Annotated in this window: 12 protein-coding genes; 6 read left to right on the top strand and 6 right to left on the bottom strand. The window is 48.0% G+C overall.

Going from position 1 to position 16,307, the window contains the following annotated elements; all coding sequences use genetic code 11:
• Window positions 1-4 precede the first annotated feature (4 nt).
• The 3 genes from ACL2XJ_RS25920 to ACL2XJ_RS25910 are packed head-to-tail and all read left to right on the top strand — an operon-like array spanning window position 5 to window position 3,750.
• The gene (locus tag ACL2XJ_RS25920; RefSeq protein WP_413725022.1) at window positions 5-1,144 is read left to right on the top strand and encodes a glycosyltransferase family 4 protein; all 1,140 of its coding nucleotides are present in this window, start codon (window positions 5-7) and stop codon (window positions 1,142-1,144) included.
• Window positions 1,145-1,152: 8 nt separating this feature from the next.
• Window positions 1,153-2,283 (top strand): glycosyltransferase family 4 protein, encoded by a 1,131-nt coding sequence (locus ACL2XJ_RS25915; protein ID WP_413725021.1) that lies wholly within the window; start codon window positions 1,153-1,155, stop codon window positions 2,281-2,283.
• A 45-nt stretch (window positions 2,284-2,328) separates the two neighbouring features.
• Window positions 2,329-3,750 carry a mannose-1-phosphate guanylyltransferase/mannose-6-phosphate isomerase gene (locus ACL2XJ_RS25910; RefSeq protein ID WP_413725020.1) on the top strand — a complete coding sequence of 474 codons (1,422 nt, stop codon included), beginning with the start codon at window positions 2,329-2,331 and terminating at the stop codon, window positions 3,748-3,750.
• A gap of 149 nt (window positions 3,751-3,899) precedes the next feature.
• On the opposite strand, the gene gndA is transcribed toward ACL2XJ_RS25910, so the two are convergent.
• Both gndA and cpsG read right to left on the bottom strand, forming a co-directional pair.
• Window positions 3,900-5,306, bottom strand: a complete 1,407-nt coding sequence (gene gndA, locus ACL2XJ_RS25905) for an NADP-dependent phosphogluconate dehydrogenase (protein ID WP_413725019.1) — start codon at window positions 5,304-5,306, stop codon at window positions 3,900-3,902.
• Window positions 5,307-5,475: 169 nt separating this feature from the next.
• Window positions 5,476-6,843 (bottom strand): phosphomannomutase CpsG, encoded by a 1,368-nt coding sequence (gene cpsG, locus ACL2XJ_RS25900; protein WP_413725018.1) that lies wholly within the window; start codon window positions 6,841-6,843, stop codon window positions 5,476-5,478.
• Between the two features lie 679 nt (window positions 6,844-7,522).
• On the opposite strand from cpsG, the gene ACL2XJ_RS25895 reads away from it, so the two are divergent.
• The 3 genes from ACL2XJ_RS25895 (at window position 7,523) to ACL2XJ_RS25885 (ending at window position 10,646) form a co-directional block, all read left to right on the top strand.
• Window positions 7,523-8,107 (top strand): hypothetical protein, encoded by a 585-nt coding sequence (locus ACL2XJ_RS25895; protein WP_413725017.1) that lies wholly within the window; start codon window positions 7,523-7,525, stop codon window positions 8,105-8,107.
• A 112-nt stretch (window positions 8,108-8,219) separates the two neighbouring features.
• On the top strand, window positions 8,220-9,290 hold the full coding sequence (locus tag ACL2XJ_RS25890; RefSeq protein WP_413725016.1) for a hypothetical protein: 1,071 nt from the start codon (window positions 8,220-8,222) through the stop codon (window positions 9,288-9,290).
• A 120-nt stretch (window positions 9,291-9,410) separates the two neighbouring features.
• Window positions 9,411-10,646, top strand: coding sequence for a hypothetical protein (locus ACL2XJ_RS25885; protein WP_413725014.1), 1,236 nt, complete (start codon window positions 9,411-9,413; stop codon window positions 10,644-10,646).
• A gap of 180 nt (window positions 10,647-10,826) precedes the next feature.
• Here the strand turns inward: ACL2XJ_RS25885 and ACL2XJ_RS25880 are convergent, their stop codons facing one another.
• The 4 genes from ACL2XJ_RS25880 to hisA form a co-directional block, all read right to left on the bottom strand.
• Window positions 10,827-13,808 (bottom strand): ankyrin repeat domain-containing protein, encoded by a 2,982-nt coding sequence (locus ACL2XJ_RS25880; protein ID WP_413725013.1) that lies wholly within the window; start codon window positions 13,806-13,808, stop codon window positions 10,827-10,829.
• Window positions 13,809-14,196: 388 nt separating this feature from the next.
• Window positions 14,197-14,814 carry a bifunctional phosphoribosyl-AMP cyclohydrolase/phosphoribosyl-ATP diphosphatase HisIE gene (gene hisIE, locus ACL2XJ_RS25875; protein WP_413725012.1) on the bottom strand — a complete coding sequence of 206 codons (618 nt, stop codon included), beginning with the start codon at window positions 14,812-14,814 and terminating at the stop codon, window positions 14,197-14,199.
• Window positions 14,808-15,584 carry an imidazole glycerol phosphate synthase subunit HisF gene (hisF, locus tag ACL2XJ_RS25870; RefSeq protein WP_413725011.1) on the bottom strand — a complete coding sequence of 259 codons (777 nt, stop codon included), beginning with the start codon at window positions 15,582-15,584 and terminating at the stop codon, window positions 14,808-14,810. Before hisF ends, hisIE begins: the two co-directional genes overlap by 7 nt.
• Window positions 15,566-16,306, bottom strand: coding sequence for a 1-(5-phosphoribosyl)-5-[(5-phosphoribosylamino)methylideneamino]imidazole-4-carboxamide isomerase (gene hisA, locus ACL2XJ_RS25865; RefSeq protein ID WP_413725010.1), 741 nt, complete (start codon window positions 16,304-16,306; stop codon window positions 15,566-15,568). Before hisA ends, hisF begins: the two co-directional genes overlap by 19 nt.
• Between the last annotated feature and the right edge of the window lies 1 nt (window position 16,307).

Here is a 16,307-nt window from a genome sequence, read left to right as displayed (position 1 = left end):
ATAAATGAAAGTCATTTTTGGTACGGACCCCATCAAGTATCCCTTGACGGGTATCGGCCGGTACACGTACGAATTGGCCAAAGGCTTGCAGTTGCACGAAGGCTCGGAGATTTCTGAGCTTTTATTTCTCCAGGGTCGGCACATCAGCCGTGATATCCCGGCCGCCAGTGAGACCGCGCCTTTGAATAGCGGCCTCAAGCGTATGGTCCAGCGCAGCAAAGTGGCATCCGAGCTTTACAGGATTACCGCGCCCTGGTTGAAAACCCGCGCGTTAAAGCCCTTTCCACAGCATATTTACCACGGACCCAACTTTTATCTCCCGCCGGGGGTGGATAACTGCGTCGCAACCTTTCACGACCTGTCCGTATTCAGCTTCCCTGAATGCCATCCGGCGGAGAGAGTGCGCTATATGCATAAAGAGCTGTCATTGACGCTGCGGCGGGCAAAAGTATTAATCACGGATTCGGAATTCACCCGGCAAGAATTAGCCAGATATTTTGCTTACCCTCTTTCGCAAATCGCCACCGCGAGTCTGGCCAGCAGCGGTGAGTTTTTCCCCCGGGACGAACAGCAGATCAATCAGGCATTGGCCTCTTTCCAGCTTTCCGCGGGCCGCTATACGCTATTTGCCGGTTCCATAGAACCGAGGAAAAACCTGAAGACCCTGCTGGATGCTTATCAACGGCTGCCTGCGCCTCTTAGTCAGCGCTATCCGCTGGTGATCTGCGGTTATAAAGGCTGGGGAAGCGAGGCGCTGCACGCACGTTTTGAACAAGCCGGGCGGGAAGGGTGGCTGCGTTATCTCGGCTATACCCGTTCGGGTGATTTGCCCTGGTTATTTGCCGGCGCCAGAACCTTTGTTTTCCCTTCGCTTTATGAAGGATTCGGCTTGCCGGTACTTGAAGCAATGTCTTCCGGTGTACCGGTTGTTTGCTCCAATAGTTCGTCTTTACCCGAAGTAGTGGGCAATTGTGCGCTCATGCATGATCCTCACGATATCGATGGATTTACCGCATCGATACGCCTAAGCCTCGAAGATAATGTCTGGCGCGAGTCAGCGATTTCCAGCGGTTTGGAGCGGGCAAAACTTTTTTCTTGGCAACGTTGCGCGCAAGAAACGATTAATGCATATAACCAGGTTTGATATTTTACATGCTGAAAGTCCTCCATTTTTATAAAACATATTATCCAGATTCCTTTGGCGGCATTGAGCAAGTTATTTTTCAGTTGAGTGAGGGCGGCGTGGCTCATGGCATCCAGTCTGACGTGCTTTCCCTAAGCCCGCGAGGGCATATTCAAAATCAGCGGCTTGGTTCGCATATGACCCATTGCGAGGCGGTGACGTTTGAACTGGGCTCAACGCCATTTTCATTTGCCGCCATCAGACGCTTTAAAGAACTGGCCAAACACGCGGATGTTATCCACTATCATTTTCCATTTCCCTTTATGGATATGGTCCACTTTATCAGCGGCACCAAAAAACCTACCGTGGTGAGTTACCATTCCGATATCGTTAAGCAAAAGACATTGCTGAAGTTTTATACCCCTTTAATGGACTTCTTTCTTTCCAGGGTAGATCATATCGTCGCCGCGTCTCCTAATTACGTTTCCACCAGTCCGACGCTGCAGAAGCATATCGATAAAGTCAGCGTTATCCCTTATGGGCTCGATAAGAACTCCTATCCATCGGTGAGTCAGGAAAGTTTGAATGCTTGGCGCGCCAGAATTGGTGCTCCGTTCTTTCTGTTTATCGGTGCGTTTCGCTATTACAAGGGGCTGCATATCCTCATAGAAGCGGCGATGGGTGCGCCTTATCCCATCGTCATCGTCGGTGCCGGACCGATAGAAGATGAGCTTAAGCAGCAGGCGAAAAGGCTGGGCCTAACCAATATCCATTTCTTGGGGGCAGTACCGGATGTGGATAAGGTCGCGCTGTTGATGCTTTGCTACGGCATTGTCTTTCCGTCGCATTTGCGCTCCGAAGCGTTCGGCATTTCGCTGCTGGAAGGCGCGATGATGGAAAAGCCGCTGATTTCCAGCGAGATTGGCACCGGTACGACGTTTATCAATATCCATAATGAAACCGGCCTGGTGGTCCCCCCTTCCGATGCATCCGCGCTGCGTGCGGCGATGGATACATTATGGAACGCGCCGGAACTGGCCGGGCAATTCGGCAAAAACGCCAGCGCTCGGTTTGAAAAGATGTTTACGTCAGAGCAGATGGTTGAAAAATACGCTGAAATTTATAAAGGGCTGCTGACCGGCTCGCCTTCGCTGGCATAGCGCGATCGTTTAGACACTCACTCGTTTTAACATTCAAGGACTAAAATGTTACTTCCAATCATTATGGCCGGCGGTATCGGTAGCCGATTGTGGCCTATGTCGCGAGAGCTTTATCCTAAGCAGTTTTTGACGCTGCACGGCAAGCAGTCGATGCTGCAAGAAACGCTGACGCGCCTTGCCGGCCTGGATATCCGCGCTCCGCTGGTTGTGTGTAATGAAGAGCATCGTTTTCTGGTGGCCGAGCAATTGCGGCAGATTCATCAATTGGCCGGCAATATCATCCTGGAACCGGTGGGGCGAAACACTGCCCCGGCTATAGCCCTTGCAGCGCTGGATGCGGTCGCCACGGGAGATGATCCCATCCTGCTGGTGCTGGCGGCAGATCATATTTTCGCCGATGTGGGTGCCTTCCATCAGGCGGTGAACCTGGCGCTGCCCTATGCCGAAGCCGGCAAACTCGTGACTTTCGGTATCGTTCCCGCCGGTCCGGAAACCGGCTACGGCTATATTCAGCGCGGCGAACAGGTCAAGGATGCGCAAGGGGAGATTTTTAAAGTAGGCCGTTTTGTCGAAAAGCCGGATCGCGTCACCGCGCAGGGGTATATTGCCAGCGGTGAGTACTATTGGAATAGCGGGATGTTTATGTTCCGCGCCAAACAGTATTTAAACCAGTTAGGCAAGTTTCGTCCCGATATCCTGGCCGCCTGCCAGCAAGCGATGCAAGCGCATCAGCCTGACGCGGGCCAGGATTTTATCCGGGTGGACAAGGAAGCCTTTTTCGCCTGTCCGGAGGAGTCGGTGGATTATGCGGTGATGGAAAAAACCGACGAGGCGATAGTCGTTCCCATGGATGCGGGTTGGAACGATGTGGGATCCTGGTCCGCTTTATGGGATGTCAGCGAGAAAGATGGCCAGAACAATGCCCTTTCCGGGGATATATTTCTCTATAACACTTCGGATTGTTATATCAACACCGACGAGAAGCTGGTAGCGGCGGTTGGCGTTGAGAATCTGGTGATTGTGAATACCAAGGACGCTGTCCTCGTTATTAACAAATCCCAGGTTCAGGACGTTAAAAAAGTCGTCGAATATCTTAAGCTGAATCAGCGCAGCGAATACCGTCGCCACCGCGAGACCTACCGTCCCTGGGGACGCAGCGATGTGGTTGTTAATGAAACACGCTATAACGTTAACCGGATTACGGTAAAACCGGGCGGCATGTTCTCGTTGCAAATGCACCATCACCGTACCGAGCACTGGGTGGTCCTCGCCGGTACTGCCAAGGTGACGGTTGAAGATAAGTGTTTTTTGATTACCGAGAACCAATCCACCTTTATACCGGTGGGGTCGAAACATATGCTGGAAAACCCCGGTAAAATCACCTTGGAATTATTAGAGATCCAGTCGGGGTCGTATCTAGGCGAAGACGATATTGTCCGTATTAAAGATCATTACGGACGGGTGTAACGGATACAACAAAACGCTTTTATTAAATAATTAAAAACCGCGCCGCCAAACGAGGGATACCCTATTTACGTTTGGCGGCGCGGTTCGTTTATAATTCCGTCCGCGGCGGCAGGGTACTAGCTACACGCTACCGGTCGCTATGGAAAATATTACTCTAGCCATTCGGTGTGGAAAACGCCGTCCTTGTCGGTACGCTTGTAGGTATGCGCCCCGAAGTAGTCGCGCTGCGCCTGGATCAGGTTGGCCGGCAATACTGCCGAACGGTAGCTGTCGTAGTAGGCGATAGCCGCGGAGAACGTCGGAGTGGGGATGCCGTTTTGCACGGCATAAGAGACTACGTCACGCAAGGCTTGCTGATATTTATCGGCGATGTCCTTGAAATAGGGTGCCAAAAGGAGATTGGCGATATCGGCGTTATCCGCGTAGGCATCGGTGATTTTTTGCAGGAATTGGGCCCGGATGATACAACCGGCACGGAAAATCTTGGCGATTTCGCCGTAGTGCAAGTCCCAATTGTTTTCCTTTGATGCCGCCTTCAGCTGGGAGAAACCCTGGGCGTATGAAACGATTTTACCCAGATAGAGGGCTCGACGAACCTTCTCGATGAATTCAGCCTTGTCGCCGCTGAACGCTTTGTCGGCGGGGCCGGTTAAAACCTTGGACGCCGCAACGCGTTGATCTTTTAACGAAGAGAGATAGCGGGCAAATACAGACTCAGTGATAAGCGTCAGGGGTTCACCGAGATCGAGGGAGCTTTGGCTGGTCCATTTGCCGGTACCCTTGTTTGCCGCCTCGTCCAGGATCACGTCAACCAAATAGTTTCCTTCAGGATCCTTCTTGGTGAAGATGTCCTTAGTGATGTCGATCAGGTAGCTATTGAGCTCTCCTTTGTTCCATTCACTGAACGTTTGGGCAAGCTCTTCATTATTGAGATGCAGTGCGTTCTTCAGCAGGGAATAGGCTTCAGAGATTAACTGCATGTCGCCATATTCAATACCGTTATGCACCATTTTCACATAGTGTCCGGCGCCGTCGGCGCCGATGTAGGTCACGCAGGCTTCACCGTCGGCTTTGGCGGCGATTTTTTCAAGAATGGGGGCCACCAGTTCATAGGCTTCTCTTTGGCCGCCAGGCATGATGGACGGGCCTTTCAAGGCGCCTTCCTCACCGCCGGAGACGCCGGTGCCGATAAAGTTGAAACCTTGATCGGACAGCTCGCGATTGCGGCGAATGGTATCTTTGTAGTAGGTGTTGCCGCCGTCGATCAGGATGTCCCCTTTGTCCAGGTGCGGTGTCAGGGACTCGATGGTTTTATCCGTCGCGGTGCCGGCTTTGACCATCAGCAGGATTCGGCGCGGTTTTTCCAGTGAGTCGATGAACTCTTCAATTGTGTGGTAAGGAACCAGCTTTTTACCCGGATTCTCCGCAACGACTTCGTCAGTTTTGTCGCCGGAACGGTTGAAAATGGACACGGTGTAGCCGCGGCTCTCAATGTTAAGCGCCAGATTACGGCCCATTACCGCCATACCGACAACGCCGATCTGTTGTTTGGACATTACTAACTCCTGTCTGAGTGTGGACTCCCGGCGCCTAATTGCCAAGCGGCGGGCTCTGTTAATGTGACGTACATGTTAACTCAGGATCACCATAGGGGTGAAGTGATTGGAATAATAGGTTGTTAACAATATTACATTCTGGCACTTATCGTACGTTAACGCCTGTGAATCAGGACTTCAGCATCGCCATGATCTCATCCGTTTTGGCCTGCATCAAAGCGATATCCCCTCGGGATTCCACATTTAAGCGAACCACAGGCTCGGTATTTGACGAGCGCAGGTTAAAACGCCACCGCTCAAATTCCATACTGATACCGTCGGTATGATCGACGCTTATCGCCCGTGCGCGATAATGATCTGCCACTTTTCCGATTGTGACGGCCGGTTGTTGCAACATAACGTTTATTTCGCCGGATGATGGATATGCGGCAATACGTTCCTTGACTAACCGGCCGAGTGACTGGCCTTTGATACTGACCAATTGAGCCACCAGGAGCCAGGGGATCATACCGCTATCACAATAGGCAAAATCACGGAAATAGTGATGGGCGCTCATCTCGCCGCCATAGATCGCATCTTCCGCCCGCATCCGTTCTTTAATAAAGGCGTGGCCGGTTTTCGACATGATCGGGGTTCCCCCCGCCTTTTTGACCATATCAATAGTGTTCCAGGTTAAACGCGGGTCATGAATAATCTTGGCCCCGGGCTGCAGGTGCAAAAACGCCTCGGCCAAAAGCCCGACAATGTAATAACCTTCAATAAACTGGCCGTTCTCATCAAACATGAAGCATCGGTCAAAATCCCCATCAAAGGCAATGCCCATATCGGCACGGTGTTCGAGAACGGCATTGGCGGTAGCCGCCCGGCACTCCGGCAACAATGGGTTGGGTATGCCATTTGGGAAATGGCCGTCCGGCTGGTGATGGACTTTTATAAATTCAACCGGCACTTCGTTTTGTTTGAAGTTAGCTTCGATGGCGTCGATAACGTGCCCGGCGGCGCCATTGCCGGAATTAATCACCAGTTTAAGCGGAACGATGCGGCTAATATCAATATACGTCAGGATATGCTTGACGTAATCACTCAAAATATTTTTGCAGGCGTAAGTTCCCTGGCGGAGAGCGGGAGCCGCAAAGGCATTGTTTTCCGCTATCCGTTGAATGTCATGCAATCCGGTATCGCCGCTGATGGGCCGGGAACCTTCGCGAACCAATTTCATCCCGTTGTAATTGATAGGGTTGTGGCTTGCTGTAACCTCAATGCCCCCATCCGCTCCAAGAAAGGATGTCGCGAAATACATCTCCTCGGTGCCGGTCATGCCCAAATCGATAACATCGGTACCCGCCTCCCGCAGACCTTTGGCCAAGGCTAATTTCAGGCTTTCGCTGGTAAGGCGCACATCGCTGCCAAGGGTAATGGTTTTTGGCTTCAGATACTCACCATAAGCACGACCAATGCGATAAGCGATTTCCTCATTTAATTCATCACCTAACTTGCCGCGAATATCATATGCCTTAAAACAGGTCAATTTTGCCATCTTAACGTCCATCACTCATACGATTACCATCCCAAAAGTGCTTTCCATATCGTGAAATTTTCACAGTATCCCCAGGCTTTGATACCGATCCAACGGGTAAGCGTGGATAAGCCCGCTCCCTCTGGTATGTCAAATAAATAATCAATTTCAGCTAGTTATCCGTTACGCTAGGTCAGTTGATACCGTCACTGGACGCGCCGGTCGCACTATTGTCCTTTTTTTTTCCGAAACGGGACGCACTGTGCACCACTGTACTGGTAGGTCATGGATTTTTTTACCTGAAACCTAATGTAATGCTATCACCGCAGATAAAGATTTTCTTCAGGAAAATGTGCCAAAACCCGAAGTAAAAGCATCGGCACTGAAGCGATAGCTGAAAAAAGAATCTGGAAAAGGCAAGGAGAAAGCTTTTGCAGCAGTATGGGTGACTCTTTTTTAGCCATTTCGTTAAAATGGAATCATCAAAATCCAAACCGATTTAGAAATCGAGAGGTTAACATCCTTGCTCTTAGAATAAGTTTTATGGAGGGTGCATTATATAAAATATATTAAAACCGCGAACCCAGTCATTTAACATATTATTTTCCTTTCGATTCAGCTACCGCTTTGAGTTCGACATATCATTTGCGTAGACTAGAGATAACGAAAATGTGTAATCCATCAAAATCAGGAGCAGGGGATGTTTGGTTTGACATGGAGTTGTTTTCATCAGAACAAAGAAACGGGAGAAATTGAACCTCTTATTTACGCAGATCAGAATAAATGGCCCAAGCTTTTTGGCGTAAGCATTACCTGTATGGGCAATCGGCCGGATGTCTCTTTGTGTCAATCTAAGCATTTTAAAAGCGGTACGCCCGCAGAAGAGATATCGTCCGGCCAACACCGGCAGACGGGTGGAAGCGGATTTATGGCGGAACACCATCTGCTGTTCATCCGCATGCGTGAAATCATAAGGGAGTGGCCGCCGGCGGTGCAGAGGCTGGCCCAAACCGTTTTCAGCGAACGGGGATTAAAACATATAGAAAATAGCGAGTTGCTGGGTGCTTGCAAGGTCTTGCTTGCCCGATTTGAAGTGTTCCCGCCATCGTGCCAACTCTATCTTGCAACTGAGATTAACCGTAACGGCACCAGATTAACATCGGATGAAAAAAATTTACTTTCTCAGTTTCTTGTCGACCTATTGAAGGATGGTTCGTATTCATGTCCAGCATGTCATTATTTGCGTGATATCTTGCAAAACACCAGGAACTCAATGCTAGCTTAATAAAAAGCTGAAATTGAATGCCTTTAAAAGAGGAGGGCGTTAGTATGCGTTACTGAAAAAAACAACGCGGTCAAACGATCGCTGAACTTAACATAATCATAAAACTAATAATATGCAAGATAATGTCACCCATCGACTTTCCGCACATCCAGGGTTTTTGGCTTTCAACCTCGACCATGACAACTTAAAATCCCAAGTAGCAATGCCCATAGCGTCCTTGCAAAGGATCAATGGAGTACGAAATACGCCGGCCCCAATTGAGGCAGAAGCAAGCAGCGCCATATATCGGCGATATGTGCTGCCGTTGACGGCCGGTCGGGCAAGGCGGCACTCATCCGCTAAGAGTTTACCTCTGACGGCGGATACCATCGCGCGTAACAACGCTAAGCTTATCAATGAGCAGATGAAGCGCGTGCCGAGAAAATTAGTTAATCTTAGCGAGAGTGCGGATATACAAAATGAATATATCAGCCGGGGAGTATGGACAGAATATAATTTATCCTTGTTAAAGGCTTTATTGGGCACAGCTATTCAACCAGGGGCTATTGCAACATTGAGTCCACCGGAGCAACTTCGAAAGCTCATTATTATTATGGATAATTTTCAGCACTTGGAAAGGAATCATAAACTTTTTGTTTTTCAAAGGCTGAAGAGTCTATTTCCCCCATCGGTGGATAACGTTAATTTAACTCAGCGGCAGTTCCAATTATTGGAGAAATGCTTGGCTTATTTTAGTCGACATTGCCTCCGGCACTACCCAAGTCAATTTTTTCCACAGGTCTATGATTACTTATTTCAAACAGTCTCTCGATTCACTACTGTGAATTGCAATGTCATTATCCGGCAATTACTTAAGCATTTCCCGGTTTTGTGCCAACAGGCACCGCCTGCAACGCTTTTTCCATATTTTAAATCTCTTTTGGAAGCGTCTTTTTTATGCTCAAGTGACGTGAGAAATTATATTTTCAATGGCTTATCAAAAAACCTGATTTTTTTACCTGATAATCTTGTCAAAGATGGTGCCATTCTAATGGAATTATGTTCAAGAAAATTCATGTCAAAGCGCTTTAATCAAAAAATTGAAAAAAACATCTCATACTGTTTAAAAGAAGAATTAGCTCATTATAAGTTAGATATTATCAATTCAACTTTCTATTCACCAATATTGACTGCAATAAAATGATCACGTCATCGTGGATTTCATTCTCTCCAAAAAAAGAGGATAAAAAGCTCTTTCAGAATTTGATAATTAATCATCAGGTTCAACAATGAGAATGATTTTTTTATAACAGAGGAATTTGAAATGATCCGATTTTTATGCTGTCGCCACACGCAAAATAATCTAACAACCGAGCCGGTGGCTGAAGCTTTTTGTGGTGCAACCCAATTGAAAACGATTTCCAATCATCACACGTTGGCCTCTTTTCCTAAGACGACGGCGGGTATGGGTTGTACCAACGTTTATCCTGTAGACCAGGTAGAATGGTCTCCCCCAGCAATGTCCACTTCTGATGGCGCTCCATCCTATGGAAGTGAATGCTTATCCGCACAAGGCGTCGTTGTCAAAATCAAGACATACCCAGCTCGGCATGCTTCTACGTGTAATTATGTTCCATCAAAAAAAATAATAAATCGTACCCAAAGTTTTAACGTAAGACCAAAAAAGAGTGATGAACCAAGCACCCCGTTATCTCCGCATGTTTCGCCAGCGGGAGCGGGACGGCCGCCTCGCGTCAAACGAACGGTGAGCTTTAATCTGCCGGCTGAGAAATCAGCCGCAGATGATAAGACTCGTTCGATTACTTACAAAAGTATTGAGCAGGGGCAACTCCTGTTAGCCAGTCTCGAAAATCATTATACCGAACCGGAAATCAAAAGATTGTTAGGGCAGGATGGCAACCCCGGAGAACTGAGTAACTATGACCCGCTCATGCAATTGATGATATTTAAAACGCTGTTTAGGAAGGTAAATATCAAGAATGACCACTTTTTTGCATATTTTTTCAGTCGATGTGTGGAGATTTCTTGTCAATGGTCCGAATACTTTGAAGATGTCTATCGGCGCGATACCGATTTGCTGGAAATAATAAATCGTTATGTATTGCTTGAAATTCCAAGGGATATTTCTACATTAGGGAAAATACAGCCGCGGGGGGAACTATGGTTGAAATTCTATCGGGAACAGTTTAATAAGGTCCCGCCAAAAACATATATTTTAATATGTAGAGAATTTTTCAATACCAGAAGCACGTTTCGATATGAATATCAAATAGAAATCATAAGCAATATTCTAAAAGGGTTTAGATATATACCACAAGTGGACAATGAAGAAGTTTTCCTGAAATTAACAAAATTATGCATACAGCACAATCCGTTGGTTAGCTATGAATATATCAAACTGCTGGCGGAGAATGTGAAATATCTTGCCCCTAAACTGCGTTACCAGCAAGCGTTGGCGATAAAAAATCTAAGCATATCATTAGATCTTGCCGGACAAGGAATTATCCATGCGATATTGAGACCTAACATGATTGATTGAGTACTAAGCAAAAATTATTGCCATCAGCCACTATCGGCTGAGTAGCATTAGCCAACGCAGGCTGAACGTATGTTGGCAATGACAGATGCATGATTGCTTCCTTAGTTGAGGATGTGGGGTGCAAAAAAGTTGTCCTAGCGTCGCTTGTTCACGTCTAAGATCACCTTGGGAAATCGTTTTTTAGTCAGTCATGGTTTGATTGTGGTCTGCAGTGAATGTTTGACCGGTAGATTGATCTTTGTTTTCTTTCGATGTCTCTAAATCTAAAGCAGCATTCCCTTTATGAATACTTTTTATCGTTAAAGACTCAAAATAGTCTCTTTCCTCCGCCTTTATGTTCGCCCCGGCGACGAAAAGTAATTGTGCCATATTTTTGTTTCTTTTTTCCAATGCAATCATAAGAGCGCTTTTCGAACATGAGGTAGGTAAGTTAACTTCGGCTCCTTTATCAATGAGATATTTCACGATCTTTTCGTTGTTGCAATTTACCCCATGCATTAACGCCGTCCAGCCTTGATGATCCGCTTGATTGATATCGGTGCCTTTTTGTATCAGTAATTCCATGACATCCAGTTTCCCGCGAAAGGAGGCAATCATAAAGGGGGTTTGATTGTTGCTATCTTTAACATTTATATTTTTAGTTAAGACTATAAGCAAGTTGATGATGTTCTGGTTGGTAGAGTATTTGATGGCCAGGTGTAACGCTGTTTCCCCTTTGTTATTGGTTAGCTCGCTATTGGCGCCCCTTGCGATCAGCTGCATAAACGTTGATAAATCGTTTTTAATAACGGTCATCATCAGTGGACTAAAACCCTCTGTGCCCGTTAAATCGCTGTCCGCGCCGTTGTCTAGCAGGCTGCTTATGATTTCTTTTTTAACAACAAGATGGCAATTAATCTCATGCAGCGGGTCGTCGCTTGGACCCGTTTCGTCACATGGAGTGCTGCGGTATTCGGACGTATCGCTATTGAGCACAGCCATATAGCTCTCCTCACATGACATGTCGGTACAATGTAAATTATCTAATTTAAAATTTTTATCAATGATATTTAATAGGGCATTATCCGCTGCTATTTTGGCTTTGCCAAATAATCTTTTAGGCTTGGCAACGTCGAAAATATCCTCTTCACAGGCGGTTTCGTCACAAATGATGTCATCGCAACGCAATTCTTGTGGCTGTTCTTCTTCTGGACGAAAGCGGAGATAATAATCTTTATGATTGACTTTTCCCAACGTCAATTTTTGCAGCTGATGTTTATTTCTTTCTTTTTCTTCATTCATCTCAAGAAACGATTTAACGGCCCACATTAATGCGGTATTGTTTTCCTTATCCCGAAGGTTTACGTCGGCGCCATCATTTCTTATCATAGGATTAACAAAGCCAGCATTAGAGTAGCTGGTGGCTGCCTGCATCATTAAATCGCTTATGCCATCATGGTTTTGGGCATTGCTGCTATTACCAATTTCAGCACAAAAATTGATGTAGTTTTTTTCCAATTCTATAGCGCTTACCGCGATGTTTTTTGCGCCATTTACCGTTTGCAGGCATGCCTGACGTGTCTGGTCAATGAAAGGATTTTTAACTTTATTATTGCTGGCGGTAAGTTTTCTAATATGGTTTTTGATAATATCCTGCCAAACAATACTTTCAGGGGAATTACTTTTTTTCTCTTCAGGGGCGTGCCTTTTATTTGCGTTATGCTTTTTTTTACGCGTGACGTTATGTTGAAACGTCTGCGCTATATGATTCTCTGCCCGTTTTCTTCTTTTATTATCATCTGAATCCTTTGCGGGAGTAAGCGTTGGCAGAATGCTTTGCGTCGTCAGCGTTGCCTGCTGTGGTGTTCGAGATGATAAGTCAGATAGGTGTGTGTTCAGCAATTCAGTGATGTTGTTATCTTTATTTTCCTCAGCAATGTGGAGTGCTGTTATATTATCGGCATTCACAAAATTGACGTCAGCGCCTCTTTTCAACAAATAGTCGACCATTTTTAGCTCACCGCAATTGACGGCGTGCATCAAAACCGTCCAGCCCAGAGTATCGGTATCTGTTAAATCAACGCCTTTGGCCAGCATGATAGCGATGATATCCCATTTCCCTCGCTGTACCGCCAGCATAAACGGCGTTTGACCCTTCTTATCTTTTTTATTGATATCAGTGGCGTAAAGCAAAAGCAATTCAACTATTCTCCAGCAGGTATTGTATTTTACCGCCAGATGAAGAGCCGTTTCACCCGCGTTATTTTGCAGGTCAGCATTGGCTTTGTTTTTTAGCAGCTTTTCCAAGAGTGTTAATTCATTGCTTATCACCGCGAGCATCACTGCACTAAAGCCGCCGGTGCCTGTTAGGGTGACACTGGCGCCGTGGCCAATCAAGGTGTGGATTATCTGTAATATTGCTTTATCTTTGCGTTGCGTGGGAAAGAGATCGATGTTTATTTTCACCTCTTCGAATGTTTTATCCCTTGCCGATTTTAATTTTTTTTCTCTGCGTTCTGATGGATTCTCGCGGGCGCGATCCGTTGACATAGCGCCGTTAATCCATAGTTCTGACGCGCTTTTCCATTTTTTTAGATAGCGTAGTTTTTCTCTATATTGCTGGCTAACCAATGCAAGGCTCTTAATGGCCCAGATCAATGCCGTGTTTCCTTCTTGATCTTGCAGGTCTATTTTTGTGCCATTATTTAATAAATTTATAACATACTCTAGGCTGTACGTGGTGGCTGAAGCCACCATCAAACGTGTTATTCCATGTTGATTTTGTGCGTTAATGTCGCTGCTGTTAATCCTTGCTTCATATAAACGTTTATTGTCAAACACACGATTATTTGCAATAACACCATTTGCTTTTCCCATCTGAGGCAGGCAATTGAGTATTGCTTGTTTTCGATGAATATACGCATTGCGATGTTCTGCCGTGATATTTTCGCTCTTGTTCTTTTTTAAATCGTGCAATAATGGTTTTTCTTTAAATTTATTATTTTTGGTTGAGTTATTACCATAGCGCTCTTCAGCCTTAGCCAGCATGGGTAAAACCCTATTGGTTATTAAGTCTAGTTGTGCAGTATAATTGGCAAGATTATTGCCCTTCGAGGCTAATGACATAGTTTTTGACAAATTAGCCAACTCAGGCTGTAGGTATGGCTGCAATGTCGTATTCATTTAATTCCTCTCTAAATATTTATAACGAAAAGTGTTCGTAAAGAGCTCGTAGCGGCCTCTAAGAACGTATCCTGATTTCAAGGTTGGGTATATAAGAAAACGCAGTTGATATGAGATGTGTTTACCATTCTCGTTTATTTATAATATGTGTAAATATGTTTTTCTAGAAGATTACCATCTTAGCCGAATATTAGGATTGGGTGCTAATATATTTATAATAATTGAGGGGGCGTTTAGCCATGGAACGCCTGGTCGGGAACGTTTGGTTGGGAAAGATGGTTGGGTACTGACAAACCTGCAAGGAAGGTTTCCTTTTAAGTGCCGTCGCCGGTGAAAAGGGAAGATGAGCAAAGGATCGCTGCCGACCACGGGTTCGGCAGCGGGATTTTTATGGCTTGTTATGCCGCTCACGCAAACGGCCAATCACCCGGCTGAGATTCAGATCCTGATCCTGCAGTAAAACCAGCAGGTGATAGACCAGGTCGGCGGCTTCGTTGGTTAATTCCTCCCGGTCATGGACCGTGGCCGCCAGGGCCGTTTCTACGCCTTCTTCCCCCACCTTCTGGGCGATGCGCTTGGTGCCGCTGGCATAGAGCCGGGCGGTATAGGAGCTTTGCGGATCGGCGTTTTTTCTGCCCGCCAGCAGGGTTTCCAGCTGGTACAAAAAGCCCCAGTCGGTGGCGGCGGGGGAGAAGCAGCTGTCGGCGCCGGTATGGCAGGTGGGGCCGTCGGGATTGGCCAGGATCAAGAGCGTGTCGTTATCACAGTCGGCATGGATGCTGACGACGTTCAGGAAGTCGCCGGAGCTTTCTCCTTTGGTCCACAGCCGCTGCTTGCTGCGGGAAAAGAAGGTGACCTTGCCGGAGTCTTGCGTGACCTGCAACGCTTGCGGATTCATATAGCCCATCATGAGGACTTCGCCGGAGACCGCATGCTGGATAATCGCGGGCATCATTTGACCGGTTTTGGTCCAATCCAGCCGGGCGCGTTGTTGTTCGGTTAACATAATCTGATCTCTACTCCCTGTTGTGCGAGAAACGCTTTCAACTCTCTGATATTGATGATTTGTTTGTGGAATACCGAGGCCGCCAGCGCGCCGTCCACTTCGGCGTCGCGAAAGGCTTCCAGAAAGTGTTCCGCCGTGCCGGCTCCGCCGGAGGCAATTAAAGGTACGTGGCACAGTTCGCGGATAAGCTTGAGCTGTTTCAGGTCGTAGCCGTTGCGGACGCCGTCCTGGTTCATCATGTTCAGGACAATTTCACCGGCGCCGCGCCGCTGGACTTCCGTTACCCAGTCAGGGGTCAGCCATTGGGTCACGCGTGTGCGGGTTTCGTCGCCGGTATATTGATTGACCTGATAGGTACCGCTGCCGGCGTCGAACCAGGTATCGATGCCCACGACGATACACTGTACGCCGAAGCGATCCGCCAGGCGGGTGATGAGGGTCGGGTCCGCCAGCGCCGGCGAATTAATGGAAATTTTGTCGGCGCCGAACGACAGTATGCGGCCGGCTTGTTCGAGGGTCTTGATGCCTCCCGCCACGCAGAAAGGAATATCTATCACTTCGGCCACGCGTTCCACCCAGCTCTGATCAACTACCCGGTCGTCCGACGAGGCGGTGATGTCGTAGAACACCAGTTCGTCGGCGCCTTCCTCGGCGTAACGCCGGGCCAGGGGCACGATGTCGCCGATGATTTCATGGTTGCGGAACTGTACGCCTTTCACCACTTGTCCGTTCCGGACGTCCAGGCAGGGAATTATACGTTTTGCCAGCATGCGATGGCCTCCTCAAGGGTGAATTTGCCTTCCAGCAGGGCGCGGCCCACGATCACCCCTTGAACGCCGCTGGTGCGCAGCTGTTTGATATCTTCCAGGCCGCCGATACCGCCGGAAGCCTGAAAAGCGATGGCGGGGTAGGCGCGGCAAAGATCCCGGTACAAAGCGACGTTAGAGCCTTGCAGGGTACCGTCGCGGGAAATGTCCGTGCACAATACGTGTTTGAGACCGTAGGCTTGATACTGGCCGATGGCTTCCTCCAGCGTCATGCCCGAATCCTGCTGCCAGCCGCTCACCGCCACCCGGCGCTGTCCCTGGTCGTCGATGCGGACATCCAGGGCCAGCACCAGCGCATCCGGACCGAAACGTTCAAACCATCCCTGTACCTCCCGCGGCTGTTTCACCGCCGTAGATCCCACCACCACCCGGGTGGCGCCGGCCTCCAGTAGTGCCTCCACATCCGATAGGGTGCGGATGCCGCCGCCTATCTGCACCGGCGCCGGCGTTACGCCGGCCAGCAGCGTCTTCAGCAGGGGAATTTGGCGCGCGGCCGGGTCTTTGGCGCCGGTAAGATCCACCAGGTGCAGGAGCTGTGCTCCTTGCCGAACGTAATTCTGCAGGCGGGGCAGGGGATCGTTGCCATACCGCCGGCTTTGTCCGTAGTCGCCCTGATGCAGCCGCACCACCTGGCCATCAATTAAATCCAAAGCGGGAATAATCACC

Source organism: Sodalis sp. RH16 (assembly GCF_047324245.1).
GTDB classification, from domain to species: Bacteria; Pseudomonadota; Gammaproteobacteria; order Enterobacterales; family Enterobacteriaceae; genus Acerihabitans; species Acerihabitans ligni.
Note: the sequence above shows the minus strand (reverse complement) of the source record. Positions and strands in the feature narration are given on the sequence as shown.

Coding starts and splice junctions, on each gene's coding strand:
- ACL2XJ_RS25920 (WP_413725022.1), top strand. CDS start 5: ATGAAAGTCATTTTTGGTACGGACCCCATCAAGTATCCCTTGACGGGT.
- ACL2XJ_RS25915 (WP_413725021.1), top strand. CDS start 1,153: ATGCTGAAAGTCCTCCATTTTTATAAAACATATTATCCAGATTCCTTT.
- ACL2XJ_RS25910 (WP_413725020.1), top strand. CDS start 2,329: ATGTTACTTCCAATCATTATGGCCGGCGGTATCGGTAGCCGATTGTGG.
- gndA (WP_413725019.1), bottom strand. CDS start 5,306: ATGTCCAAACAACAGATCGGCGTTGTCGGTATGGCGGTAATGGGCCGT.
- cpsG (WP_413725018.1), bottom strand. CDS start 6,843: ATGGCAAAATTGACCTGTTTTAAGGCATATGATATTCGCGGCAAGTTA.
- ACL2XJ_RS25895 (WP_413725017.1), top strand. CDS start 7,523: ATGTTTGGTTTGACATGGAGTTGTTTTCATCAGAACAAAGAAACGGGA.
- ACL2XJ_RS25890 (WP_413725016.1), top strand. CDS start 8,220: ATGCAAGATAATGTCACCCATCGACTTTCCGCACATCCAGGGTTTTTG.
- ACL2XJ_RS25885 (WP_413725014.1), top strand. CDS start 9,411: ATGATCCGATTTTTATGCTGTCGCCACACGCAAAATAATCTAACAACC.
- ACL2XJ_RS25880 (WP_413725013.1), bottom strand. CDS start 13,808: ATGAATACGACATTGCAGCCATACCTACAGCCTGAGTTGGCTAATTTG.
- hisIE (WP_413725012.1), bottom strand. CDS start 14,814: ATGTTAACCGAACAACAACGCGCCCGGCTGGATTGGACCAAAACCGGT.
- hisF (WP_413725011.1), bottom strand. CDS start 15,584: ATGCTGGCAAAACGTATAATTCCCTGCCTGGACGTCCGGAACGGACAA.